Here is a 23,120-nt window from a genome sequence, read left to right as displayed (position 1 = left end):
AGCGTGCCGAATGAAATAATGTATCTTTTATTAATAAGTACATTTTGGTGCAGAAAAGTAACATCACCACATTTCAAGCCCCAAAAAAGTGCCGCCGCTGTGGCGCAGGGTGACAGGCGCAACTTATGAGAGAATCCCCGGCCACCGTCCTACAAGCCCCAGAGAAAGCGATGAAAGCAGTGTCCGCCTCGGCCTCCCGTTACGCGATGATTCACCAGGTATTGCGTGATGCGATCGTCAACGGCACCGCACGCCACGGCCTGGTCTTGCTGGAAGCGCCGCTGGCCGAATTGTTCGGCACCAGTCGCGTGCCGGTTCGCCGAGCCCTCGACCTGCTGCATGAGGAAGGGCTGATCTGTCGCTTCAACGGCCGGGGTTACCTGATCAACCCCGAAGGCCTGGCGCTGGAACCGCTGCGCCTACCCTTGAGCCATGCGCACTTGGGCCTCAACGGGGAAGATGAGTTGGTGGACACGCGGCCCCTGGGCGAGCGCATCGTCGAGGAAATCGGCGCTGCGTTGTCCACCTGCATTGCCTTCGGTCACTACCGCCTGGACGAGCAAGCCGCCGCCGACCACTACGGCGTCAGCCGCGCAGTGGTGCGCGAAGCGCTGATGCGCCTGCGCGACCGAGGCCTGGTGGAAAAAGAGCCCTACTCTCAATGGCTGGCAGGACCGCTGACCGCCCGCGAAGTCACCGAAGACTACGAGCTGCGCGCCTGCCTGGAACCCGAAGCCCTGCGCCAGAGCGCGCCCCACCTCGACCGCGAATTGCTGGAGGCCATGTTGCAACGCGTGCTCGATGCCCAGGACAGCCCCCACTGCAGCCTGGAGTCCATCGAACAGATCGAGGAGGACCTGCACCAGCGCTGCCTCGCCGGCCTGCAGAATCGCAAGATCGCGGCACTGATCCGCCAAGGACAGAGCCCGATGATCATCAGCCGGATTTTCTACCGTTTGCTGGGGATCGGCGCCGATCCAGCCATGCTGGCCGAACATCGGCTGATTCTAGAGTTGTTGTTGCACGGCGCATTTGACGCGGCGGCGCTGAACCTGCGCGAGCATTTGCAACGCGCACGGCAGCGTATGCTGCAGCGGTTGAAAGTGTTGTCAGTGCTGCCGGAGCAGCCATTGCCGAGCTACCTGCACAAAATCAGCTGAATTCATGCAATTTGTTGCTAACTTCACCCGACCATTGAAACCACCGCTACCCCGCCCCATCTAACTTGCATACTTCCTTATGCAGGTGCCCCATGAGCGACCAGCAAGAATTCCCTGATTACGACCTCAACGACTACGCCGACCCCGAAAACGCTGAATCCGCCTCGTCCAATACCGGCCTGGCCCTGCCTGGGCAAAACCTGCCGGACAAGGTCTACATCATTCCGATCCACAACCGGCCCTTCTTCCCGGCGCAAGTGCTGCCGGTGATCGTCAACGAAGAGCCGTGGGCCGAGACCCTGGAGTTGGTGAGCAAATCCGACCACCACTCCCTGGCCCTGTTCTTCATGGACACGCCGCCGGAAGACCCACGCCACTTCGACACCTCAGCCCTGCCGCTGTACGGCACCCTGGTGAAGGTGCACCACGCCAGCCGCGAGAACGGCAAGCTGCAATTCGTGGCCCAGGGCCTGACCCGTGTGCGCATCAAAACCTGGCTCAAGCACCACCGCCCGCCCTATCTGGTGGAAGTCGAATACCCGCACCAGCCGAGCGAGCCGACCGACGAGGTCAAGGCCTACGGCATGGCGCTGATCAATGCGATCAAGGAACTGCTGCCACTCAATCCGCTGTACAGCGAAGAGTTGAAGAACTACCTCAACCGCTTCAGCCCCAACGACCCATCGCCACTGACCGACTTCGCCGCTGCGCTGACCTCGGCCACCGGTAATGAGTTGCAGGAAGTGCTGGACTGCGTGCCCATGCTCAAGCGCATGGAAAAAGTGCTGCCGATGCTGCGCAAAGAAGTCGAAGTCGCGCGCCTGCAAAAAGAACTGTCCGCCGAGGTGAACCGCAAGATCGGTGAACACCAGCGCGAGTTCTTCCTCAAGGAACAGCTCAAGGTCATCCAGCAAGAACTGGGGCTGACCAAGGACGATCGCAGTGCGGACGTCGAACAGTTCGAGCAACGCCTGGAAGGCAAAGCACTGCCGGCCCAGGCGAAAAAACGCATCGATGAAGAACTGAACAAATTGTCGATCCTCGAAACCGGCTCGCCGGAATACGCGGTGACACGCAACTACCTGGACTGGGCCACGTCGGTGCCATGGGGCGTGTATGGCGAGGATAAGCTCGACCTGAAACATGCGCGAAAAGTGTTGGATAAACACCACGCGGGCTTGGATGACATCAAGAGCCGCATCCTCGAATTCCTGGCGGTGGGTGCCTACAAGGGCGAAGTCGCCGGCTCCATCGTGCTGCTGGTCGGCCCGCCGGGCGTGGGCAAGACCAGCGTGGGTAAATCCATCGCCGAGTCCCTGGGGCGGCCGTTCTATCGCTTCAGCGTCGGCGGTATGCGCGACGAGGCCGAGATCAAGGGCCATCGCCGCACCTACATCGGCGCCATGCCCGGCAAGCTGGTGCAGGCGCTTAAAGATGTGGAAGTGATGAACCCGGTGATCATGCTCGACGAGATCGACAAGATGGGCCAGAGCTTCCAGGGCGACCCGGCGTCGGCGCTGCTGGAAACCCTCGACCCGGAACAGAACGTCGAATTCCTCGACCACTACCTGGACCTGCGCTTGGACCTGTCCAAAGTGCTGTTCGTGTGCACCGCCAACACCCTGGACTCCATCCCCGGCCCGTTGCTGGACCGTATGGAAGTGATCCGCCTGTCGGGCTATATCACCGAAGAGAAAGTCGCCATCGCCAAGCGCCACCTGTGGCCGAAACAGCTGGAAAAAGCCGGCGTGTCAAAAAACGCCCTGACCATCAGCGATGGCGCGCTGCGTGCGTTGATCGACGGCTATGCGCGAGAGGCCGGCGTGCGTCAGCTGGAGAAACAGCTGGGCAAACTGGTGCGCAAGGCGGTGGTCAAGTTGCTGGATGAGCCGGACTCGGTGATCAAGATCGGCAACAAGGACCTGGAAAGCTCCCTGGGCGTGCCGGTGTTCCGCAATGAGCAAGTGCTGTCCGGCACCGGCGTCATCACCGGCCTGGCCTGGACCAGCATGGGCGGCGCGACCCTGCCGATCGAGGCGACGCGTATCCATACCCTCAATCGCGGCTTCAAGCTCACTGGGCAATTGGGTGAGGTGATGAAGGAGTCCGCGGAGATTGCCTACAGCTACATCAGCTCGAACCTGAAGTCGTTTGGCGGTGATCCGAAGTTCTTCGACGAAGCCTTCGTGCACTTGCACGTGCCGGAAGGCGCCACGCCGAAAGACGGCCCAAGCGCCGGGGTAACCATGGCCAGTGCGCTGCTGTCCCTGGCACGCAACCAGCCGCCGAAAAAAGGCGTGGCGATGACCGGCGAGCTGACACTGACCGGGCATGTGCTGCCGATTGGCGGGGTGCGCGAGAAGGTGATTGCAGCGCGGCGCCAGAAGATCCATGAGCTGATCTTGCCGGAGCCGAATCGCGGGAGCTTTGAAGAGTTGCCGGAGTACCTGAAAGAAGGCATGACGGTGCACTTTGCCAAGCGGTTTGCGGATGTGGCCAAAGTGCTGTTCTGATTGATCTGCACGGCCTGACCTGACGCCATCGCCGGCAAGCCGGCTCCTACCAATGGAATGCGTTCCCCTGTAGGAGCCGGCTTGCCGGCGATGGCGTCATTGGCCTCAGCCCCCCTGTCTTGTCACACCTTGTCTCATCTTCGGTTATGCTCGGTCTTCGTCGCCCAACAACGGAGCCCCCATGATCGCTGCCCGCCTGCTTCTCCCCTTGAGCCTCACCCTGCTGACCGCGTGCGCCAGTGCACCGAAGCAAAACGTCACCGTGGACAATCAGAGCGCCTGCCCGCTGCAGCTTAAAAGCGGACAAAACCTGATCCTGACGCTGCCGAGCAACCCCACCACTGGCTACCGCTGGGCGATCCAGGACTCCGCCGGCGGCGTGTTGCGTGCGTTGAGCCCGGAGGTCTACAGCAGCTCGGAATCCGGCGTGATCGGTGGCGGCTGCCAGTCGACCTGGCGCTTCCAGGCGTTCGCCACCGGGCAGGGCCGTTTGCGCCTGACCTCCCAACAACCCTGGGAGCCGGAAGCCGAACCCGTCGAGACCTTTGACTGCGCTATCACGGTGAACTGATATGCCATGGCTGATTCTTGCGTTGATGGGCGCCGGCACCTTTATCTACGGCCTGACCACCCATGCCACGTTGCTGTGCCTGCTGGTCAAGCCGCTGCCAGTACTGGCGCTGCTGGGCTGGCTGCATGATGCGCCACCCACCGACTATCGACGCTGGATCAGCCTGGGGCTGATTTTTTCCCTGGTGGGCGATGTGCTGCTTGCCTGGCCGGGTGACCTGTTCATCTTTGGCTTGGGTGCATTTCTGTTTGCGCACCTGGCCTACCTCAAAGCCTATTTCAGTGACTGTCGCCGCTTGGCGCTGCTGCCGCTGATCTTGGCACTGGGCGTGGGCGCGATCCTGCTGAGCATCCTGATTTCCCATGGGCTGGGCGACCTGCTGATTCCAGTGGTGGTGTATGCCCTGGTAATCAGCGCCATGCTCTGGCGCGCATTGGCCCGGCTAGGCAGCGATGTGCCAAAGCGTTCGGCAGGGTTGGCGGCTGCGGGCGCGGCGTCGTTCGTGTTTTCCGACACGCTGATCGGCATCAACCGATTTGTGGTGGCGTTCGATGCAGCGCCGTATTTGCTGATCACGACGTATTGGCTCGGCCAATGGGGCATCACGGCCTCGGCTTTCCATCAGACAACCCGCGCACATGAGGGCCAAGTTGGCTAAAATGCCGGCCTTTCCCCCTTCGTCGCCGGAACAACCGTGAGCAAAGAACCCGATCGCCTATTCGCCCAGCCCCTGCCCCAGGTGCCGGACTTCGCCTTTAACGAGGACGTGGTGCGGGTGTTCCCGGACATGATCAAGCGCTCGGTACCGGGTTACCCGACCATCGTCGAGAACCTTGGCGTACTCGCCGCGCAGTTCGCCCAACCCAACAGCGTGCTGTATGACCTGGGGTCATCCCTCGGCGCAGTGACCCAGGCCTTGCGCCGTCATGTGCGCACCGACGGTTGCCAAGTGATCGCGGTGGATAACTCGGCGGCGATGGTCGAGCGTTGCCGTGAATACCTCAATGGCCAGGACTCGATGTTCCAGGAGTTGCTGCCGGTTGAAGTGATCGAGGGCGATATCCTCGCGCTGCAATTTCAGCCGGCGTCAGTGGTCGCGCTGAATTTCACCCTGCAATTCATCGCACCCGATGAGCGCCTGGCGCTGCTCTCGCGCATCCGCCAATCACTGTTGCCGGGCGGTGCGCTGATCCTTTCGGAGAAGCTGCGTTTCAACGATGCGCAAGAACATGCGCTGCTCACCGACCTGCATATCGCGTTCAAACGCGCCAATGGCTACAGCGAACTGGAAATCGCCCAGAAGCGCAGCGCCATCGAAAACGTCATGAAGCCCGACAGCCTCGAAGAACATCGCGAACGCCTGTTGGCGGCCGGGTTCTCGACAGTTGTGCCATGGTTCCAGTGTCTTAACTTTGCCTCGTTGATTGCCTTGCCATGATTGATCTGTCTCCCCTCGCCCGCCACCTGGTCGGCACTCCCCTGGCCGTGTGGGCCCAGGGCCTGCAAGCGCAACTCGATAGCAAGATGGAAAAGGGTCATGGCGACCTGGAGCGCTGGCAGAGTGCGCTGGATGCGTTGCCAAAGATCCAACCCAGCGAAGTGGATTTGCTCAACGGCCTGACACTCGATACCCACTGCGACGATGACACCCGCGCGCAGATGCATACCGCGCTGATGGGCCTGAGCCCTTGGCGCAAAGGACCATTCAACCTATTCGGCGTGCATGTGGATACTGAGTGGCGCTCGGACTGGAAGTGGTCCCGCGTTGCACCGCACTTGAACCTGAAGGGCAAGCGCATCCTCGACGTGGGCTGCGGCAACGGTTACTACATGTGGCGCATGCTCGGCGCCGGCGCCGATAGCGTGATTGGCGTTGATCCCAACTGGCTGTTCTTCTGCCAGTTCCAGGCGGTGCAGCGTTACCTGTCCGAGCCCAAGGCCTGGCACCTGCCGTTTCCGTTCGAAGACCTGCCGTCGAACCTGGAAGGCTTTGATACGGTGTTTTCCATGGGCGTGTTCTACCACCGTCGTTCGCCCATCGAGCATCTGCTTGCACTGAAAGATACACTGGTCAAAGGCGGCGAACTGGTCCTGGAAACCCTGGTGGTGGAAGGCGATCAGCAACAGGTGCTGGTGCCGGAAGATCGCTACGCGCAGATGCGTAACGTATGGTTCCTGCCCTCGGTGCCGGCCTTGATGCTGTGGCTGCGGCGTGCAGGTTTCAGCGACGTACGGTGCGTGGATGTGAGTGTGACCACGGTTGAGGAACAGCGTGGGACGCAGTGGATGAAGTACCAGTCCCTCAGCGATTTCCTGGACCCGGAAGATCACAGCAAGACCATCGAAGGGCTGCCGGCGCCAATGCGGGCGGTGATCATCGCCAAGAAATAGTCCCGATCACCCTGAAGAAACACATGGCCAAATGTGGCAGGGGGCAAGCCCCTCCCACATTTTTGTCCTCAGTGTTCTTTAGCGTGGTGGTTTGGCCCGGCGAGCCTTGAAGAACTCACTCAACACGGTGCCGCACTCCTCGGCCAGCACGCCGCCTTCAAACAGCACCTTATGATTGAGAAAGCCCTGGGTAAAAAACTGCCCCTGGCTTTGCACGATCCCCGCCTTGGGCTCCAGCGCGCCGTACACCACCCGCGCAATCCGTGAGTGCACGATCAAGCCGGCGCACATACTGCAGGGTTCCAGGGTCACATACAGCGTGCTGCCCACCAGGCGGTAGTTGCTGATCGCTTGCGCGGCGGCGCGGATGGCGACCATTTCGGCGTGGGCACTGGGGTCGTTGCCGCTGATGGGGCAGTTGAAGCCACGGCCGATGATTTCACCGTCCTGCACCAGCACTGCACCGACGGGCACTTCACCCAATGCAGCACCTTGGGCAGCAAGGGCCAGGGCTTCGCGCATGAAGTCCTGGTCGCGGCTGCGGTCGATGATCGCGGGGGGGCGAAACTGGCGCATCACGCCACCTCGATGGCGGCCATCAGGCCGGTTTCCATATGGTCGATCACGTGGCAATGGAACATCCACACGCCTGGGTTATCCGCCACCAACGCCACGCGGGCGCGTTCGTTCTTGCCCAACAGGTAGGTGTCGGTGAAGTACGGGATCACCTTGTGGCGGTTCGACGCGATCACCTTGAAGCTCATGCCGTGCAGGTGGATCGGGTGCTGGTACTGGGTCATGTTCTTCAATTCGAAAATATAGCTCTTGCCCTTCTCAAGCTTGGCAATCGGGCGGTCGGCGCAGGTCTTGTCAGTGATGTCCCAGGCCTTGCCGTTGATCTGCCACAGGCTGGGTGGCTTGCCGTCATCGACTGAAACGGTGCCAACCCATTCGAAATTGAAGTTGAGTTTCTCCGCATTGGCCAGGTCCGGTTCGCTGATCGGATTGGCGGGCAATGCAGGCGGCCACGCAGTCGGTGCATCGGAGTTGGCCACCGAACGAAACGTACCGAGGCGCACCGGGCCGTTGCGAATCGACAGTTCCTCACCGGCAGGCGGTGCCTTGATCGCCAGGCAGATGCGCATGCCGGGGCCCAGCCAGTATTCCTTGCCCAGCGGGCGCGGCTCGATGGGGTTGCCGTCCAGCGCGTAGATCTGCGCTTCGACATCCGGGATGTTGATGCGATAGGTCAGGGTGTTGTCGAGGTTGAGCAGGCGCACGCGGGTGATCTGCCCGGCGGGCAGATCGATGACGGCCTGGGACACGCCATTGATCGTCGACAACCGCCCGGCGGTGCCGCCACGCGCCGCTTCACGGGGAATGCTGAAGGCCACGAAAGCGCCCTCTTCGTCCACGTGCCAGCTTTTTAGGCTCAGGGTGCGTTCATATTTGAAACCGGTGGGCTCGCGCTCTTCGATGATCAGCGGGCCAACCAGGCCGCGGCCGAGTTCTTCGCTGCTGTTCACATGGGGGTGATACCAGTAGCTCCCAGCGTCGGGCACGCGAAACTTGTAGTCGAAGTATTCGCCGGGCAGCACCGGCAATTGCGAGACGTAAGGCACGCCGTCCATTTCCAGCGGGAGGCGGATGCCATGCCAGTGGATGGTGGTGGCGACCGGCAAGTGGTTGATGAAGCGCACTCGCAGCCATTCGCCCTGGCGCACGCGCAGCTCGGTGCCAGGCGCCGAAGGGCCGAATGCCCAGGCTTCGGTCTTGTGACCCGGCACCAGTTCCACGTCCAGCGGCGCGGCAATCAATTGGTAATCGCTTCCTGCGTTGGCATCGGCAACCTTGCCCAGCCAGTAGCGGTAGGCGCCACCGGCACCCACACCGACTACTGCCAGGCCGGCAAGGCCACCGAGAATCTGTCGACGGGAAAACGATTGGGACACAACAACCTCACGTATCTGCAGCAGGCACGGGGCCTGCAAAGGGCAGATACGATACACCCGCAGGCGCTAAACAGTAAGGGTTCGCATTGCCGCACAGCGCAATTGTGGATGTCGATAAAGATCACAATGTGGGAGGGGGCTTGCCCCCGATTGCGGTGTACCAGGTAAGAATAGGCTGACTGGCACACCGCAATCGGGGGCAAGCCCCCTCCCATATTTTGAACTTCATTGGGTCTTATATTGTGTTCGCTTAAGTTCTGGCGGCTGCCAGGATCAGGGCCTTCATCTCGGCAACCGCACCTTTGAAACCGACGAACAGCGCATGCGCCACCAGCGCATGGCCGATGTTCAGCTCGTTGATGCCCTTGATCGCCGCCACTGCCTCGACGTTGTGGTAATGCAGGCCATGGCCGGCGTTGACGATCAGGCCTTCCTTGAGACCGCAGCTCACACCGTCGATGATGCGTTGCAGCTCATCAGCCACTTCGGTCGGCGTGGTGGCATCGGCGTAACGGCCAGTGTGCAGTTCGATAGCCGGTGCGCCGACACGACGCGAGGCTTCGATCTGGCGCTCGTCGGCGTCGATGAACAGCGACACTTCGCTGCCGATCTTCGACAGGCGCTCCACGGCGGCCTTGATCCGCGCTTCCTGGCCGGCCACGTCGAGGCCGCCTTCGGTGGTGAGTTCCTGACGGGTTTCCGGCACCAGGCAGATGTGCGCGGGGCGGATGCGCTCGGCGAACTGCATCATTTCTTCGGTGACGCCCATTTCGAAGTTCATGCGGGTTTGCAGCACGTCCTTGAGCACCAGCACATCGCGCTCCTGGATGTGACGGCGGTCTTCGCGCAGGTGCACGGTGATGCCGTCGGCGCCCGCTTCTTCGGCGTCCAGCGCGGCCTTGACCGGGTCCGGGTAACGGGTGCCCCGGGCCTGGCGCAGGGTAGCGACGTGGTCGATGTTGACGCCAAGAAGAATGCGATTGCTGGTGGTCACGGAAGCGCTCCTGAATAGGGAAAGAAACGCTGCACAGCATACACGGGGTTGTCAGGGCTTTCGAAACAACTCGCGACTGACCAGCGGCCGTCCGCCCAAGTGCACGGCCAGGGCCTGGCGCATCAGGCGCTTGGCGGCAGAAAGCGCACCGGGTGCGGTCCAGTCCGCCTCGCTCATGGCCAACAGTTCGGTGCCCTGGAACAGGCCCGGCTGCAACAGGTACACGCGCTCCAGGCCGGCGTCGACTTGCAGGCGATACATGCCATCGGCGGCGACAGGATCGCCGTGCAGGTCGTTGGCCAGTTCGAAGCCGTAACCCAGGTCGTCGAGCAGACGCCATTCGAAGGCGCGCAGCAGCGGTTCCAGGGGACGCCCTTCGGCCAGGGCGAGCAAGGTGGCGGCGTAATGATCGAAGACCGCCGGGTGTGGGTCTTCGGCGGGCAGCAGGCGGATCAGCAATTCGTTGAGGTAGAGGCCGCTGAACAGCGCCTCACCATTAAGCCAGGCAGAAGTGCCGACACTTTCCATGCGCCCGACGTTTTTCAGCTCGCCTTTGCCGCGAAACTCCACGTCCAAGGCCACAAATGGCCGCGCCAACGTGCCCGCCTTGCCCCGCGCACTGCGCAATACTGCGCGCAGGCGGCCCTGGGGCGTGAGGAAGTCCACCAGGGCGCTGGTCTCGCGGTAGGCGCGGCTGTGCAGGACGTACGCGGGCTGGCTGGGGGGCGTGGTTGAGGACATGGGTTCTCGTTGCTGGAATGCACTAGTGAAAACGACACAAACCTAATGTGGGAGGGGGCTTGCCCCCGATGGCAGTGTGTCAGTCACTTATTTGCTAACTGACCCACCGCTATCGGGGGCAAGCCCCCTCCCACATTTTTTTCCTGCGGCGTCCTTACAGGTCGCCGTAGCCCAGAGAGCGCAATGCACGCTCATCATCGGACCAGCCACCCTTCACCTTCACCCACAGGTTGAGCATGATCTTGGAGTCGAACAGCAACTCCATGTCCTTGCGCGCCTCGGTGCCGATACGCTTGATGCGCTCGCCCTTGTCGCCAATGATGATCTTCTTCTGGCCGTCACGTTCGACGAGGATCAGTGCATGGATGTGCAGGGTCTTGCCTTGCTGCTTGAACTCTTCGATCTCGACGGTGATCTGGTACGGCAGCTCGGCGCCCATCTGGCGCATGATTTTCTCGCGCACCAGTTCGGCGGCGAGGAAGCGGCTGCTGCGGTCGGTGATCTGGTCTTCCGGGAAGAAGTGTTCGTTCTCCGGCAGGTGCTCGGCGATCACACGTTCCAGGGCGTCCAGGTTGTGGCCGTGCTGGGCGGAGATCGGGATGATCTGGGCGTTCGGCAGCTGTTCCTGCAACCAGCTCAGGTGCGGCATCAGCTCGGCTTTGTCTTCGATGCGATCAGTCTTGTTCAGCGCGACGATCAGCGGGCCGGTGACGTACTGCACACGCTCCAGGACCATCTGGTCTTCGTCGGTCCACTTGGTGCGGTCGACCACGAAGATCACCACGTCGACGTCTTTCAACGCCGCCGAAGCGGTCTTGTTCATGTAGCGGTTCAGGGCTTTTTCGCCACCTTTGTGCATGCCCGGGGTATCGACGTAGACCGCTTGCACGTTGCCTTCGGTCTTGATGCCCAGCATGTTATGGCGGGTGGTCTGCGGCTTGCGCGAGGTGATCGCGAGCTTCTGGCCAAGGATGTGGTTCAGCAGCGTGGACTTGCCCACGTTCGGGCGGCCGACGATGGCAACATAGCCACAGCGTGTTGCGTTTGAATCAGTCATGGCCATTCTCCACGCCCAGGGCAATCAGTGCTGCAGCGGCCGCTACCTGTTCGGCAATACGACGGCTCACACCCTGACCTCGGCTTTTTTCGTTCAGTAAGGTGATTTCACATTCCACGAAGAACACGCGGCAATGCGGCTCACCCTGGATATCCACCACTTCATAGCGTGGCAGGTCGCAACCGCGCGATTGCAGGAATTCCTGCAAGCGGGTCTTGGGGTCTTTGTTGGTGTCGACCAGCGTGAGGCTTTCGATCTCGGAGGTCAGCCACGCGGTGACACGTTCCTTGGCTGCTTCCATACCTGCATCGAGGTAGATGGCACCGATCAGCGCTTCGAGGGCGTCGGCCAGGATCGATTCACGGCGGAAACCGCCGCTCTTCAGCTCACCGGAACCCAGGCGCAGGTACTCGCCCAGGCCGAAGCCACGGGCCAGCACGGCCAGGGTCTCGCCCTTCACCAGGCGTGCGCGCAAGCGCGACAGCTGGCCTTCACGGGCTTGGGGGAAGCGCTCGAAAAGAGCTTCACCGGCGACGAAATTGAGGATGGCATCACCGAGAAATTCCAGGCGCTCGTTATTGCGCCCTGCAAAGCTGCGGTGTGTAAGGGCAAGGACCATCAATTCCTGGTCCTTGAAGGTGTAGCCGAGCTGGCGCTCGAGACGACTTAGAGAAACGCTCACGGTTTACCCATATCTGTTTGGTGGCACCGGCGGCCATCGACGATTGACGCAGTGTTCAAATTCAAATCCTGGTTGGTGCAGCATGAGGCAGGACCGATTTGTCCCCACCCCAGAAAAGCATTCGGCGCTGTGTTCACAGCGCCGCCTGTATTACTTGATCAGCCCGACCCGCGAGAAGTTCGGCAGGTGGCTGAGTTTGGGTTCAGGCCAGCTCATCCAGACCGCGAAGGCCTTGCCGACGATATTCTGGTCGGGAACCATGCCCAGCAGGTCCTTGGGAATGTTGGGGTCATCCCAGTACCGGCTGTCATTGGAGTTGTCGCGGTTGTCGCCCATCATGAAGTAGTGCCCGGCCGGCACTTTCCACTGGCCGTCTGGCTGGGCACGGTAGCGGCTCATTTCCTTACGGATTTCATGCTCCACCGCACCGAGTTTTTCCTGGTACAGCTCGGCGCTGCCCAGGCTGTTCGGCTCGGAGCCGACCAGTTTCTCGGCCACCGACTCACCGTTGATGAACAGGCGCTTGTCGCTGGTGTAACGGATCACGTCGCCCGGCAGGCCAACCACACGCTTGATGTAGTTGACGTTCGGGTCGCTCGGGTAGCGGAACACCATCACATCGCCACGCTGTGGGTCACCGATTTCGATGACCTTCTTGTCGATCACCGGCAGGCGGATCCCGTAGGAAAACTTGTTCACCAGGATGAAGTCGCCCACGTCCAGGGTGGGTTTCATCGACCCCGAAGGAATCTGAAACGGTTCCACCAGGAACGAACGCAGCACCAGCACGATGAACAACACCGGGAAGAACGACTTGCCATATTCAACCAGCAAGGGCTCTTTGTTCAGCTTCTCGATCACCACGCCATCGGGCTGGCTGACGCTGCCCTGATAGGACGCGATAGCCGCCCGCCGACGCGGGGCGAAGAACACCAGATCGAGCAACGCCAGGAGGCCGCAAACGGCAACGGCGATGACCAGCAACAGCGGGAAATTTAGCGACATAGGACCTAACTATCCAACCTGAGCACCGCAAGGAAGGCTTCTTGTGGAACTTCCACGTTACCTACTTGCTTCATGCGTTTTTTACCGGCCTTTTGCTTCTCAAGCAGCTTGCGCTTACGGCTTACGTCACCGCCGTAGCATTTGGCCAGTACGTTCTTTCTGAGTGCCTTGACGGAGGTCCGCGCAATGATCTGCCCGCCAATGGCGGCCTGGATCGCGACGTCGAACATCTGGCGCGGAATCAGCTCTTTCATCTTCTCGGTCAACTGGCGACCTTTGTAGTGCGCGTTGTCCTTGTGCACGATCAGTGCCAGGGCATCGACCTTGTCGCCGTTGATCAATACATCCAGTTTCACCAGATTAGCCGATTGGTAACGGTCAAAATGGTAATCCAGCGAAGCATAGCCGCGACTGGTGGATTTGAGGCGGTCGAAGAAGTCCAATACCACTTCGTTCATCGGCATGTCGTAGGTCACTTGGACCTGGGTGCCGAGGAACAGCATGTCGCGCTGGACGCCACGCTTTTCGATACACAGCGTAATGACGTTGCCCAGGTGCTCCTGCGGCACCAGGATATTGGCCCGCACGATAGGCTCGCGCATGTCTTCGATCGCCGAGAGATCCGGGAGCTTGGACGGGTTGTCGACGTAAATCGTTTCACCGGTTTTCAGCAACAACTCGAAAATAACGGTCGGCGCGGTGGTGATCAGGTCCAGGTCGTATTCGCGCTCAAGGCGCTCCTGGATGATTTCCATGTGCAGCATGCCCAGGAAGCCGCAGCGGAAGCCGAAGCCCAGTGCGTCGGAGCTTTCCGGGGTGTACTGCAACGACGAGTCGTTGAGGGTCAACTTCTGCAGGGCTTCGCGGAAATCTTCGAAGTCATCGGAGCTGACCGGGAACAGACCGGCGTAGACCTGCGGCTGGATGCGCTTGAAGCCTGGCAGCACGTCGACGTCCGGCGTGGAGCTCAGGGTCAGGGTGTCACCCACCGGTGCACCGTGAATGTCCTTGATGCCGGCGATGATGAAGCCTACTTCACCGGCTTTCAGATCAACGGTCGCGGTGTGCTTGGGGTTGAATACACCGACGCTGTCCACCAGGTGGATCTTGCCGGTGGACTTGACCAGGATCTTGTCGCCCTTCTTCACGCGGCCGTGACGAACGCGAACCAGGGACACAACGCCCAGGTAGTTGTCGAACCAGGAGTCGATGATCAACGCTTGCAGCGGATCTTCGTAGTTGCCGGTCGGGGCTGGAATGGTGTGCACCAGGCGTTCGAGCACTTCGTCGACACCCAGGCCGGTCTTGGCGCTGCAGGTGACGGCGTCGGTGGCGTCGATGCCGATGATCTTCTCGATCTCTTCCTTGACGCGCTCAGGCTCGGCCTGGGGCAGGTCGATCTTGTTCAGCACGGGCATGACTTCCAGGCCCTGCTCGATCGCGGTGTAGCAGTTGGCAACCGACTGCGCTTCAACGCCCTGGCCGGCGTCGACCACCAGCAAGGCACCTTCACAGGCCGCCAGGGACCGGCTGACTTCGTAGGTGAAGTCAACGTGGCCCGGGGTGTCAATGAAGTTCAGCTGGTAGGTGATGCCGTCTTTGGCTTTGTAATACAGCGTAACGCTGTGGGCCTTGATGGTGATCCCGCGCTCGCGCTCGAGGTCCATGGAGTCCAGGACCTGGGCTTCCATTTCACGCTCGGCAAGGCCGCCGCACATCTGGATGAATCGATCGGCCAGCGTCGACTTGCCATGGTCAATGTGGGCGATGATGGAGAAATTGCGGATATGACTCAAATCACTCACGGATCAACACTCAAAAAGGCTGCAGGCAGATTGCCCGCTGAAAAATAGCCGGGAATTGTACCTGATGCTCAGGCCAGACGTCATCTTTGCTGACCAGAACAAAAATGCCCCGATCTACCGACCGGGGCATTTTTTGTTCATAAGCGCGGAATCAACCGGCCCGGCGCAGCAGCCAGAAGCCGGCCAGGGCGCAGATCGCCGTGGGCACCAGCACCGCAAACAGCGGCGAGAAGCCGAACACCAGGCTCGAAGGGCCCAGCAGGTCCTGGGCGATGCGGAACGTGAAGCCCACCAGCACACCCGTGAATACGCGCTGCCCCAGCGTTACGGAACGCAGCGGACCAAAGATGAAGGAAATTGCCATCAGCACCAACGCGGCAGTCACCACGGGTTGCAACACCTTGACCCAAAATGCCAGCCAATAACGGCCGTTGTTCAGGCCCTGGTCCTTCAGGTAGTGGATATAACCCCACAGCCCGGAGATCGGCAGGCTCTCAGGGATCATCACCACGGTATTCAACAATTCCGGCTTGAGGGCAATATCCCACTCCTGGCTCGGCACATTGATCACTTCGGTGCTGGCCTTGGTGCCTTGGCCGACATTACGGAAGTAGGTGGTGGTAACGTCGCTGAGTTGCCATTTTTCGCCGCTGTACTGTGCACGTTTGGCGAAGCTGGACTCCAGCAAATGACGTTCTTTGTCGAACGTGTAGCGGGTCACACCAATCAACAGGCCGCCCGGCTGCACGGCGTTGATATGGATGAATTCATCACCCTGGCGGTGCCACAGGCCGTGCTTGGCGCTTTGCGCATCGCCCGACCCCTGGGCCAGGGCGCGATTGGCCTGGGCCGTGGTTTCCGCCGGTGGGGCCACGTATTCGCCGATCAGTACGCTGCACGCCATCAGCAGCAGCATGGGCTTCATGACCGCCCATACGATACGACCGATGGACACGCCGGCGGCGCGCATGATGGTCAGTTCGCTGTTGCTGGCCAGGCTGCCCAGGCCGATCAGGCAGCCGATCAGCGCGGCCATCGGCATCATGTCGTACAGACGGCGCGGCGCGGTGAGGCCCACATAGCTCAGCACGTCCCACACGGTGTAGGTGTCGGTGACGTTGCCGACTTCATCGATGAAGGCGAACAACGATGCCAGCCCGAGGATGATGCCCAGTACCGCCAGGATGGCGATCAGTACGCTGCTACCAATGTAGCGATCGAGCTTAGCCACGAGCCAACTCCTTCTGGCCACGACGGCTCTTCATTTTCAAACGGATCGGTTCCCAATACAGCAGGCCCAGGCCAATCACCAGGAAGATCCCGTGCACCCACCACAGCCCCAGGGTCGGCGACAGCTTGCCTTTCTCCAGGGAGCCACGGGCGGAAATCAGAATGGTGAGGTAAGCCATGTACAGCAGGATCGCCGGCAACAGCTTGAGGAAGCGGCCCTGACGTGGGTTGACGCGGGACAGCGGCACCGCCATCAAGGTCACGATGAACACCAGCAACGGCAAGGAAATCCGCCATTGCAACTCGGCGATCGAGCGCAGTTCCTTGCTACCGAACAGCTCGGTGGTCGGGATGGCGTCGCGGTCGGTGACTTCGTCGCTGATATCCGGACGAGCCAGCATCACCCCATAGGTGTCGTACTTGATCGCACGGTAATCAGCCATGCCCGGACTGCCATCGTAGCGATAGCCATTTTCCAGGATCAGGTAGCGACTGCCGTCAGGACGCACTTCCTGGCGACCTGAATCGGCCACCAGCACGGAAATACCACGATCTTTCTTGTCCTGGCCCAAACGCTTCTCGGAGATGAACACACCGCCCAGGTTGGCGCGGTCGTCGGTCATGGTTTCGGTGTAGGTCACACGCGAACCGTCATTGAGCGCCTGGAAGCGGCCCGGTTCGAGGGTGTCGAACTCGGTCATCGCGTCCTGTTTGTTCAGGACCAGCTGGAACTGCATGGCGCCCTGGGGGGCCAGGCTCAGGCTCAGCCAGGCCACGATCAGCGCGACGCCGGCGGCCGGGATCATGGTCATGCCCAGCAGGCGCTGCTGGCTCATGCCGGTGGCCGAAAGCACGGTCATTTCGCTTTCGAGGTACAGGCGGCCGTAAGCCAGCAGGATCCCGAGGAACAGGCCGAGCGGCAGGATCAGCTGCAGGAAGCCCGGCAGGCGAAAGCCCATGATCAGGAACAGCGAGCCCGGATCCAGGGCGCCCGAGGCGGCTTGAGCCAGGTATTTGACGAAACGACCACTCATGATGATGACCAGCAACACCGCACTCACGGCACTCAGGGTCAACAGGACTTCGCGGGACAGATAACGGAAGACGATCAAACCAGACACTCCAGGGTTGTCAGGCTAAGGCGGCCAAACAAGCAAGCATACCGAGCCAGCCCATTTGCAGGGGCCGACTAAAAAGATGGCGCATTATCCTGTGATTGACCGCGCCTGTCACTGCGCAACCTCATGCGCATGCACAAAGCGGGTGACAAGGGTTGTCAGGCTCCGCCGGCGAGGTTCAAACTGCGGCCTTTGTTGCCGGCGGCTTACACAGCTGCCTGGTATTAAAGCCGGAGTACAGACTCCTGGCTAACCGACCTGTATAAGGGACCCGAAAATGGAATTGGTTGTAAAAAGCGTTAGCCCCGAAACGTTGAAAACCGCCACCCTCGTGGTCGCCATCGGCGAAGGCCGCAAGCTCGGCGTTGCCGCCAAGCAACTCGACGAACTCAGCGGCGGCGCCATCAGCGCAGTGCTCAAGCGCGGCGACCTGGCCGGCAAAGTCGGCCAGAGCCTGCTGCTGCAGAGCCTGCCTAACCTCAAGGCCGACCGCGTATTGCTGGTGGGCGTGGGCAAGGACGCTGAACTGGGCGACCGTCCATTCCGCAAAATCATCAGCGGCATCCTCACCACCCTCAAGGGCCTGGGCGGCACTGACGCCGCGCTGGCGCTCGACGAAGTCGTGGTCAAAGGCCGTGACAGCTATGGCAAGACTCGCCTGCTGGCCGAGAGCCTGGTGGATGGCGGTTATGTCTTCGACCAGTTCAAGAGCACCAAAGCCGAACCCCGCGCGCTGAAAAAAATCACCCTGCTGACCATCAAGGCCGCCCAGGCTGAAGTCGAGCGCGCCGTGACCCACGCACAAGCGATCGCCAACGGCATGTCGTTCACCCGCGACCTGGGCAACTTGCCGCCGAACATTTGCCACCCGACCTTCCTCGGCGAACAAGCCAAGGCGCTGGGCAAAGAGTTCAAGGGCCTGAAAGTCGAAGTGCTGGACGAGAAGAAGATCAAGGAACTGGGCATGGGCTCGTTCTATGCCGTGGGCCAGGGCAGCGACCAGCCGCCACGCCTGATCGTCATGCAATACAACGGCGGCAAGAAGTCCGAGAAGCCTTACGCACTGGTCGGTAAAGGCATCACCTTCGACACCGGCGGCATCAGCCTCAAGCCGGGCCTGGGCATGGACGAGATGAAGTACGACATGGGCGGCGCCGCCAGCGTGTTCGGCACCCTGCGTGCTGTGCTGGAACTCAAGCTGCCGATCAACCTGGTGTGCATCCTGGCCTGCGCCGAGAACATGCCGAGCGGCGGCGCGACCCGTCCGGGCGACATCGTCACCACCCTGAGCGGCCAGACCGTCGAAATCCTCAACACCGACGCCGAAGGCCGCCTGGTGCTGTGCGACGCGCTGACCTACGCCGAGCGCTTCAAGCCACAGGCCGTGATCGACATCGCGACCCTGACCGGTGCCTGCATCGTCGCCCTGGGTTCCCACACTTCGGGCCTGTTGGGCAACAGCGACGAACTGATCGAGCAACTGCTCAGCGCCGGTAAAGCCGCTGACGACCGTGCCTGGCAATTGCCGCTGTTCGATGAGTACCAGGAACAACTGGACAGCCCGTTCGCCGACATCGCCAACATCGGCGGCCCGAAAGCCGGCACCATCACTGCTGCTTGCTTCCTGTCGCGCTTTGCCAAGAACTTCAACTGGGCCCACCTGGACATCGCGGGCACGGCCTGGACCAGCGGCGGCAAGGACAAGGGCGCCACCGGCCGTCCGGTTCCCCTGCTGACCCAGTACCTGCTGGACCGCGCCAAGGCCTAAACGCAATCCCCCTGCAGGAGCCGGCTTGCCCGGTCCTGCGGGGGGATGCGCAAGCCCAGGAAATGCAATGACCCAAGTCGACTTCTATATATTGCCCAGCGCCGACCCGCTCGCGCGCCTGGACTTTGCCTGCAAACTCACCGAAAAAGCCTGGCGCATGGGCCACCGCATCTACCTGCATTGCAGCGATGCCGCCCAACGCGATGAGCTGGATGCCCGCCTCTGGCGTTTCAAGGGCGAAAGCTTCGTGCCCCACGGCCCCGCCGAATCTGAACCTGAAGGCCTGGTTGTCCTGGGTTTGGGAGACAGTTGCGGCGACCACCAGGACCTGCTGGTCAACCTGGACCTGAAAGTACCGCCGTTCGCCAAGGCATTCGCCCGTGTGGCGGAAGTGGTGGTTGAGGATCCGGCTATTCGTCAGGCCGCGCGGGAGAGTTTCCGTTTCTACCGCGAACAGGGCTATCCTCTGCAGGATCACCGGCTACAACGACTTTGAGCACACGATGGACACTCCAAACCCTCTAAAAAAAGATGACCACCTGCTGGACGACCTCGAGTCGATCCGTCAGTTGCTGGGTGATGACGACTTGCAACCGCCGCTGTTGACCGAACCGGTCGAGGGCGAGGTACAGATTCCGCTGTTGTTCGACATGGTCGGCGGCAAACCCGTCGCGCCGGAGCCCGTCGCCGTGGCCCCCGCCGTCGAACCTGCGCCTGCTGAAAAAGGCCCAGATGCCCTGCTGCTGCACCTGGACAACGAACTGCGCGCTGCCGCGCAACTGATCATGCAAGACGTGATCGACGACTTTGCCCCGCATATCGAAACCGAGATCAAGCGCCGGCTGGATGCGCGCATGGAGCGGTTGCTCAGCCAATACCAGTCTTAAGCCTTACACGTCACCCTGCGGGAGCGGGCTTGCTGGCGAAAGCGCTGGATCAGTCAACGCCTGAGCTGACTGCCACACCGCTTTCGCCAGCAAGCCCGCTGCCACATTTGCTCAGCGTACATCTCAAGCCTGTCTTCACCTCGCCCTGCGCCCTATCCCCCGTTATACTTGTCGGCTTTCCTGAATTAATGCCAACTAGGGTCCCGCCGCGCATGGATAAGACCTACCAGCCGCACGCTATTGAAACTTCCTGGTACCAGACCTGGGAGTCCGAGAATTATTTCGCCCCGCAAGGCGCGGGCGATTCCTACACCATCATGATTCCGCCACCGAACGTCACTGGCAGCCTGCACATGGGCCATGGCTTCAACAATGCGATCATGGATGCGTTGATACGTTTCCGCCGTATGCAGGGCCGCAACACCCTGTGGCAACCGGGCACCGACCACGCCGGTATCGCCACCCAGATGCTGGTGGAACGCCAACTCGAAGCCACCGGCCAGAGTCGCCACGACTTGGGGCGCGAGAAATTCCTGGAAAAGATCTGGGAATGGAAGGACCAATCCGGCGGCAATATCAGCCGTCAGATTCGTCGCCTGGGCTCGTCCGTGGACTGGAGCCGCGAGCGCTTCACCATGGACGACGGCCTGTCGGAAGCCGTGAAAGAAGCCTTCGTGCGTCTGCATGAAGACGGACTGATCTACCGCGGCAAGCGTCTGGTCAACTGGGACACCAAGCTGCACACGGCGATTTCCGACCTCGAAGTGGAAAACCACGATGAGAAAGGCTTCCTGTGGAACCTCAAGTACCCGCTGGCCGACGGCGCCAAGACCGCTGAAGGCAACGACTACCTGATCGTCGCCACCACCCGTCCGGAAACCATGCTCGGCGATGCCGCCGTTGCAGTTAACCCGACTGACGAGCGCTACCAGGCGCTGATCGGCAAGTTCGTCGAGCTGCCATTGGTCGGCCGGCGCATCCCGATCATTGCAGACGACTACTGCGACCCTGAATTCGGCACCGGCTGCGTGAAAATCACCCCGGCCCACGATTTCAACGACTACGAAGTCGGCAAGCGCCACAACCTGCCGCTGCTGAATATCTTCGACAAAAACGCCGCCGTACTGCCGGCCTGCCAGGTGTTCAACCTGGACGGCACGCTGAACGACAGCATCGACGGCAAGATTCCGGCCGAATACGCAGGCCTCGACCGTTTCGAAGCACGCAAGCAGATCGTCGCTGCCTTCGACGCTGCCGGTTTGCTGGTCAGCGTTGACGACCACGCCCTGAAAGTGCCGAAGGGCGACCGCTCCGGCACCGTGATCGAGCCGTGGCTGACCGACCAGTGGTACGTCTCCACCAAGCCGTTGGCAGAACCTGCCATCGCCGCCGTGGAAGATGGCCGCATCCAGTTCGTGCCGAAACAGTACGAGAACATGTACTTCTCGTGGATGCGTGACATCCAGGATTGGTGCATCAGCCGTCAACTGTGGTGGGGCCACCGCATTCCGGCCTGGTACGACGAGTCGGGCAAGGTCTACGTAGGCCGTGACGAAGCTGAAGTGCGCGCCAAGCACAACCTCGGTGCCGACATTGCGCTGCAACAGGACAACGACGTACTGGACACATGGTTCAGCTCGGGCCTGTGGACCTTCTCCACCCTGGGCTGGCCGCAGCAGACCGAATTCCTCAAGAAATTCCACTCCACTGACGTGCTGGTCACCGGTTTCGACATCATTTTCTTCTGGGTTGCCCGGATGATCATGCTGACCATGCACCTGGTGAAAAACGAGGATGGCACGCCGCAAGTGCCGTTCAAGACCGTGTACGTGCACGGCCTGGTGCGTGATGGCCAGGGCCAGAAGATGTCCAAGTCCAAGGGCAATGTGCTGGACCCGCTGGACATCATCGACGGTATCGACCTGGAAACCCTGGTGCAGAAACGCACCTCGGGCCTGATGCAGCCGAAACTGGCGAAGAAGATCGAGAAGCAAACCCGCGACGAATTTGCCGACGGCATCGCCAGCTACGGCACCGACGCCCTGCGCTTCACGTTCTGCTCACTGGCGTCCACCGGTCGCGACATCAAGTTCGACATGGGCCGCGTCGAAGGCTATCGCAACTTCTGCAACAAGATCTGGAACGCGGCGCGCTACGTATTGGACAAAGGCGAAGACTGCGGCCAGAACGGCGAAGCCTATGAGTTGAGCCTGGCCGACCGCTGGATCATCTCGCAGCTGCAGCGCACCGAAGCCGAAGTGACCCGCCAACTCGACCAGTTCCGTTTCGACCTGGCCGCACAGGCCTTGTACGAGTTCATCTGGAACCAGTATTGCGACTGGTACCTGGAACTGTCCAAGCCGGTACTGTGGGACGAAAACGCGCCGGTCGAGCGCCAGCGCGGCACCCGTCGCACCCTGGTGCGCGTGCTGGAAGTGGCGCTGCGCCTGGCCCACCCGTTCATGCCATTCATCACCGAAGAAATCTGGCAGCGCCTGGCGCCGCTGGCCGGTATCGAAGGCAAGACCATCATGCTGCAACCTTGGCCAGTGGCCAACGAAGCACGCATCGATGAAGCGGCCGAAAGCGATATCGAATGGCTCAAGACCCTGATGATGGGCACGCGTAACATCCGCGCCGAAATGAACATCGGGCCGGGCAAGCCATTGGCCGTGTTTGTGAAGAACGCCAGTGCGGAAGATCAGCGTCGCCTCACCGAAAATGATCCACTGCTCAAGAAGCTGGCGAAGCTGGAATCGATCACCGTCTTGGCGGCCGACGCCGAAGCACCGCTGTCCGCCACCGCGCTGGTTGGCGAGATGGAAGTGTTGGTGCCGATGGCGGGCCTGATCGACAAGGGCGCCGAACTGGCACGTCTCGACAAGGAAATCGGCCGTCTGCAAGGCGAAGTGCAACGAGTGGGCGGCAAGCTGTCCAACGCGGCCTTCGTCGACAAGGCCCCGGCTGAAGTGATCGAGAAAGAACGCGCCAAGCTGGCCGAGGCTGAACAGGCCCTGGGCAAGCTGGCGGAGCAACATGCGCGGATCTCCAGCCTGTAAGGTGTGAGCCGTGTGAAAAAAGAGACCTTCGGGTCTCTTTTTTTTGCCTGGACATTTCCGATCTCCTGCTGGCAACGCGGTCAATGTGGGAGCGGGCTTGCTCGCGAAAGCGCTGGGTCAGTCACTGAATGTGTATCCGATATACCGCCTTCGCGAGCAAGCCTGCGCCCACATTTGACCGAGTTGC

Annotated in this window: 20 protein-coding genes; 10 read left to right on the top strand and 10 right to left on the bottom strand. The window is 61.1% G+C overall.

What is annotated here, in order from left to right; genetic code table 11:
• Nucleotides 1-170 precede the first annotated feature (170 nt).
• The 6 genes from AC4PS7_RS01990 to cmoB all read left to right on the top strand — a co-directional run bounded on the left by AC4PS7_RS01990 (nucleotide 171) and on the right by cmoB (nucleotide 6,635).
• The gene (locus tag AC4PS7_RS01990; RefSeq protein ID WP_492179042.1) at nucleotides 171-1,160 is read left to right on the top strand and encodes a GntR family transcriptional regulator; all 990 of its coding nucleotides are present in this window, start codon (nucleotides 171-173) and stop codon (nucleotides 1,158-1,160) included.
• Nucleotides 1,161-1,252: 92 nt separating this feature from the next.
• Nucleotides 1,253-3,673, top strand: coding sequence for an endopeptidase La (gene lon / locus AC4PS7_RS01985; protein WP_492179041.1), 2,421 nt, complete (start codon nucleotides 1,253-1,255; stop codon nucleotides 3,671-3,673).
• 181 nt (nucleotides 3,674-3,854) lie between these two features.
• Nucleotides 3,855-4,244 (top strand): protease inhibitor I42 family protein, encoded by a 390-nt coding sequence (locus AC4PS7_RS01980; protein WP_492179040.1) that lies wholly within the window; start codon nucleotides 3,855-3,857, stop codon nucleotides 4,242-4,244.
• 1 nt (nucleotide 4,245) lies between these two features.
• Nucleotides 4,246-4,902, top strand: a complete 657-nt coding sequence (locus tag AC4PS7_RS01975; protein ID WP_183701215.1) for a lysoplasmalogenase — start codon at nucleotides 4,246-4,248, stop codon at nucleotides 4,900-4,902.
• 36 nt (nucleotides 4,903-4,938) lie between these two features.
• Complete coding sequence (gene cmoA, locus AC4PS7_RS01970; protein WP_492179039.1) at nucleotides 4,939-5,682, top strand: carboxy-S-adenosyl-L-methionine synthase CmoA; 744 nt, start codon at nucleotides 4,939-4,941, stop codon at nucleotides 5,680-5,682.
• Nucleotides 5,679-6,635 (top strand): tRNA 5-methoxyuridine(34)/uridine 5-oxyacetic acid(34) synthase CmoB, encoded by a 957-nt coding sequence (gene cmoB, locus AC4PS7_RS01965; RefSeq protein ID WP_010212870.1) that lies wholly within the window; start codon nucleotides 5,679-5,681, stop codon nucleotides 6,633-6,635. Before cmoA ends, cmoB begins: the two co-directional genes overlap by 4 nt.
• A gap of 78 nt (nucleotides 6,636-6,713) precedes the next feature.
• Here cmoB and tadA read toward each other — a convergent pair whose 3' ends face one another.
• From tadA to lptF, 10 genes are all read right to left on the bottom strand, one after another.
• Nucleotides 6,714-7,211, bottom strand: coding sequence for a tRNA adenosine(34) deaminase TadA (gene tadA / locus AC4PS7_RS01960; RefSeq protein ID WP_010212871.1), 498 nt, complete (start codon nucleotides 7,209-7,211; stop codon nucleotides 6,714-6,716).
• Nucleotides 7,211-8,587 (bottom strand): multicopper oxidase family protein, encoded by a 1,377-nt coding sequence (locus AC4PS7_RS01955; RefSeq protein ID WP_029529236.1) that lies wholly within the window; start codon nucleotides 8,585-8,587, stop codon nucleotides 7,211-7,213. The genes tadA and AC4PS7_RS01955 overlap by 1 nt, the downstream gene beginning before the upstream one ends.
• Nucleotides 8,588-8,837: 250 nt before the next feature.
• The gene (gene pdxJ / locus AC4PS7_RS01950; protein WP_021491822.1) at nucleotides 8,838-9,581 is read right to left on the bottom strand and encodes a pyridoxine 5'-phosphate synthase; all 744 of its coding nucleotides are present in this window, start codon (nucleotides 9,579-9,581) and stop codon (nucleotides 8,838-8,840) included.
• A gap of 51 nt (nucleotides 9,582-9,632) precedes the next feature.
• The gene (gene recO, locus AC4PS7_RS01945; protein WP_106118904.1) at nucleotides 9,633-10,322 is read right to left on the bottom strand and encodes a DNA repair protein RecO; all 690 of its coding nucleotides are present in this window, start codon (nucleotides 10,320-10,322) and stop codon (nucleotides 9,633-9,635) included.
• 154 nt (nucleotides 10,323-10,476) lie between these two features.
• On the bottom strand, nucleotides 10,477-11,379 hold the full coding sequence (gene era, locus AC4PS7_RS01940) for a GTPase Era (protein ID WP_010212878.1): 903 nt from the start codon (nucleotides 11,377-11,379) through the stop codon (nucleotides 10,477-10,479).
• Nucleotides 11,372-12,061, bottom strand: a complete 690-nt coding sequence (gene rnc / locus AC4PS7_RS01935; protein ID WP_010212880.1) for a ribonuclease III — start codon at nucleotides 12,059-12,061, stop codon at nucleotides 11,372-11,374. Before rnc ends, era begins: the two co-directional genes overlap by 8 nt.
• Nucleotides 12,062-12,211: 150 nt before the next feature.
• A complete protein-coding gene (gene lepB / locus AC4PS7_RS01930) occupies nucleotides 12,212-13,066 on the bottom strand; it encodes a signal peptidase I (protein ID WP_010212881.1) in 855 nt (284 codons plus the stop codon).
• Between the two features lie 5 nt (nucleotides 13,067-13,071).
• Nucleotides 13,072-14,871: a translation elongation factor 4 gene (gene lepA, locus AC4PS7_RS01925; RefSeq protein WP_003188853.1), complete on the bottom strand. Its 1,800-nt coding sequence runs from the start codon at nucleotides 14,869-14,871 to the stop codon at nucleotides 13,072-13,074.
• Nucleotides 14,872-15,022: 151 nt separating this feature from the next.
• Nucleotides 15,023-16,102: an LPS export ABC transporter permease LptG gene (gene lptG / locus AC4PS7_RS01920; protein ID WP_010212884.1), complete on the bottom strand. Its 1,080-nt coding sequence runs from the start codon at nucleotides 16,100-16,102 to the stop codon at nucleotides 15,023-15,025.
• Nucleotides 16,095-17,213 (bottom strand): LPS export ABC transporter permease LptF, encoded by a 1,119-nt coding sequence (gene lptF, locus AC4PS7_RS01915; RefSeq protein WP_042571699.1) that lies wholly within the window; start codon nucleotides 17,211-17,213, stop codon nucleotides 16,095-16,097. The genes lptG and lptF overlap by 8 nt, the downstream gene beginning before the upstream one ends.
• A 283-nt stretch (nucleotides 17,214-17,496) precedes the next feature.
• On the opposite strand from lptF, the gene AC4PS7_RS01910 reads away from it, so the two are divergent.
• The 4 genes from AC4PS7_RS01910 to AC4PS7_RS01895 all read left to right on the top strand — a co-directional run bounded on the left by AC4PS7_RS01910 (nucleotide 17,497) and on the right by AC4PS7_RS01895 (nucleotide 22,933).
• Nucleotides 17,497-18,987, top strand: coding sequence for a leucyl aminopeptidase (locus tag AC4PS7_RS01910; RefSeq protein ID WP_010212886.1), 1,491 nt, complete (start codon nucleotides 17,497-17,499; stop codon nucleotides 18,985-18,987).
• Nucleotides 18,988-19,054: 67 nt separating this feature from the next.
• The gene (locus AC4PS7_RS01905; RefSeq protein ID WP_010212887.1) at nucleotides 19,055-19,483 is read left to right on the top strand and encodes a DNA polymerase III subunit chi; all 429 of its coding nucleotides are present in this window, start codon (nucleotides 19,055-19,057) and stop codon (nucleotides 19,481-19,483) included.
• 7 nt (nucleotides 19,484-19,490) lie between these two features.
• Entirely contained in the window at nucleotides 19,491-19,874 is a 384-nt protein-coding gene (locus tag AC4PS7_RS01900) for a hypothetical protein (RefSeq protein WP_010212888.1), read from the top strand.
• Between the two features lie 212 nt (nucleotides 19,875-20,086).
• Nucleotides 20,087-22,933 carry a valine--tRNA ligase gene (locus AC4PS7_RS01895; RefSeq protein WP_044286682.1) on the top strand — a complete coding sequence of 949 codons (2,847 nt, stop codon included), beginning with the start codon at nucleotides 20,087-20,089 and terminating at the stop codon, nucleotides 22,931-22,933.
• Nucleotides 22,934-23,120 lie beyond the last annotated feature (187 nt).

The sequence above is a fragment of the Pseudomonas sp. DW-iso3 genome (assembly GCF_058725305.1).
Note: the sequence above shows the minus strand (reverse complement) of the source record. Positions and strands in the feature narration are given on the sequence as shown.

Excerpts from the sequence above, each read along its gene's own strand:
- lon (WP_492179041.1), top strand. The coding sequence starts at position 1,253 with ATGAGCGACCAGCAAGAATTCCCTGATTACGACCTCAACGACTACGCC.
- tadA (WP_010212871.1), bottom strand. The coding sequence starts at position 7,211 with ATGCGCCAGTTTCGCCCCCCCGCGATCATCGACCGCAGCCGCGACCAG.
- AC4PS7_RS01905 (WP_010212887.1), top strand. The coding sequence starts at position 19,055 with ATGACCCAAGTCGACTTCTATATATTGCCCAGCGCCGACCCGCTCGCG.
- AC4PS7_RS01900 (WP_010212888.1), top strand. The coding sequence starts at position 19,491 with ATGGACACTCCAAACCCTCTAAAAAAAGATGACCACCTGCTGGACGAC.
- AC4PS7_RS01910 (WP_010212886.1), top strand. The coding sequence starts at position 17,497 with ATGGAATTGGTTGTAAAAAGCGTTAGCCCCGAAACGTTGAAAACCGCC.
- era (WP_010212878.1), bottom strand. The coding sequence starts at position 11,379 with ATGACTGATTCAAACGCAACACGCTGTGGCTATGTTGCCATCGTCGGC.
- AC4PS7_RS01895 (WP_044286682.1), top strand. The coding sequence starts at position 20,087 with ATGGATAAGACCTACCAGCCGCACGCTATTGAAACTTCCTGGTACCAG.
- AC4PS7_RS01990 (WP_492179042.1), top strand. The coding sequence starts at position 171 with ATGAAAGCAGTGTCCGCCTCGGCCTCCCGTTACGCGATGATTCACCAG.
- recO (WP_106118904.1), bottom strand. The coding sequence starts at position 10,322 with ATGTCCTCAACCACGCCCCCCAGCCAGCCCGCGTACGTCCTGCACAGC.
- AC4PS7_RS01975 (WP_183701215.1), top strand. The coding sequence starts at position 4,246 with ATGCCATGGCTGATTCTTGCGTTGATGGGCGCCGGCACCTTTATCTAC.
- lepB (WP_010212881.1), bottom strand. The coding sequence starts at position 13,066 with ATGTCGCTAAATTTCCCGCTGTTGCTGGTCATCGCCGTTGCCGTTTGC.
- cmoB (WP_010212870.1), top strand. The coding sequence starts at position 5,679 with ATGATTGATCTGTCTCCCCTCGCCCGCCACCTGGTCGGCACTCCCCTG.
- AC4PS7_RS01980 (WP_492179040.1), top strand. The coding sequence starts at position 3,855 with ATGATCGCTGCCCGCCTGCTTCTCCCCTTGAGCCTCACCCTGCTGACC.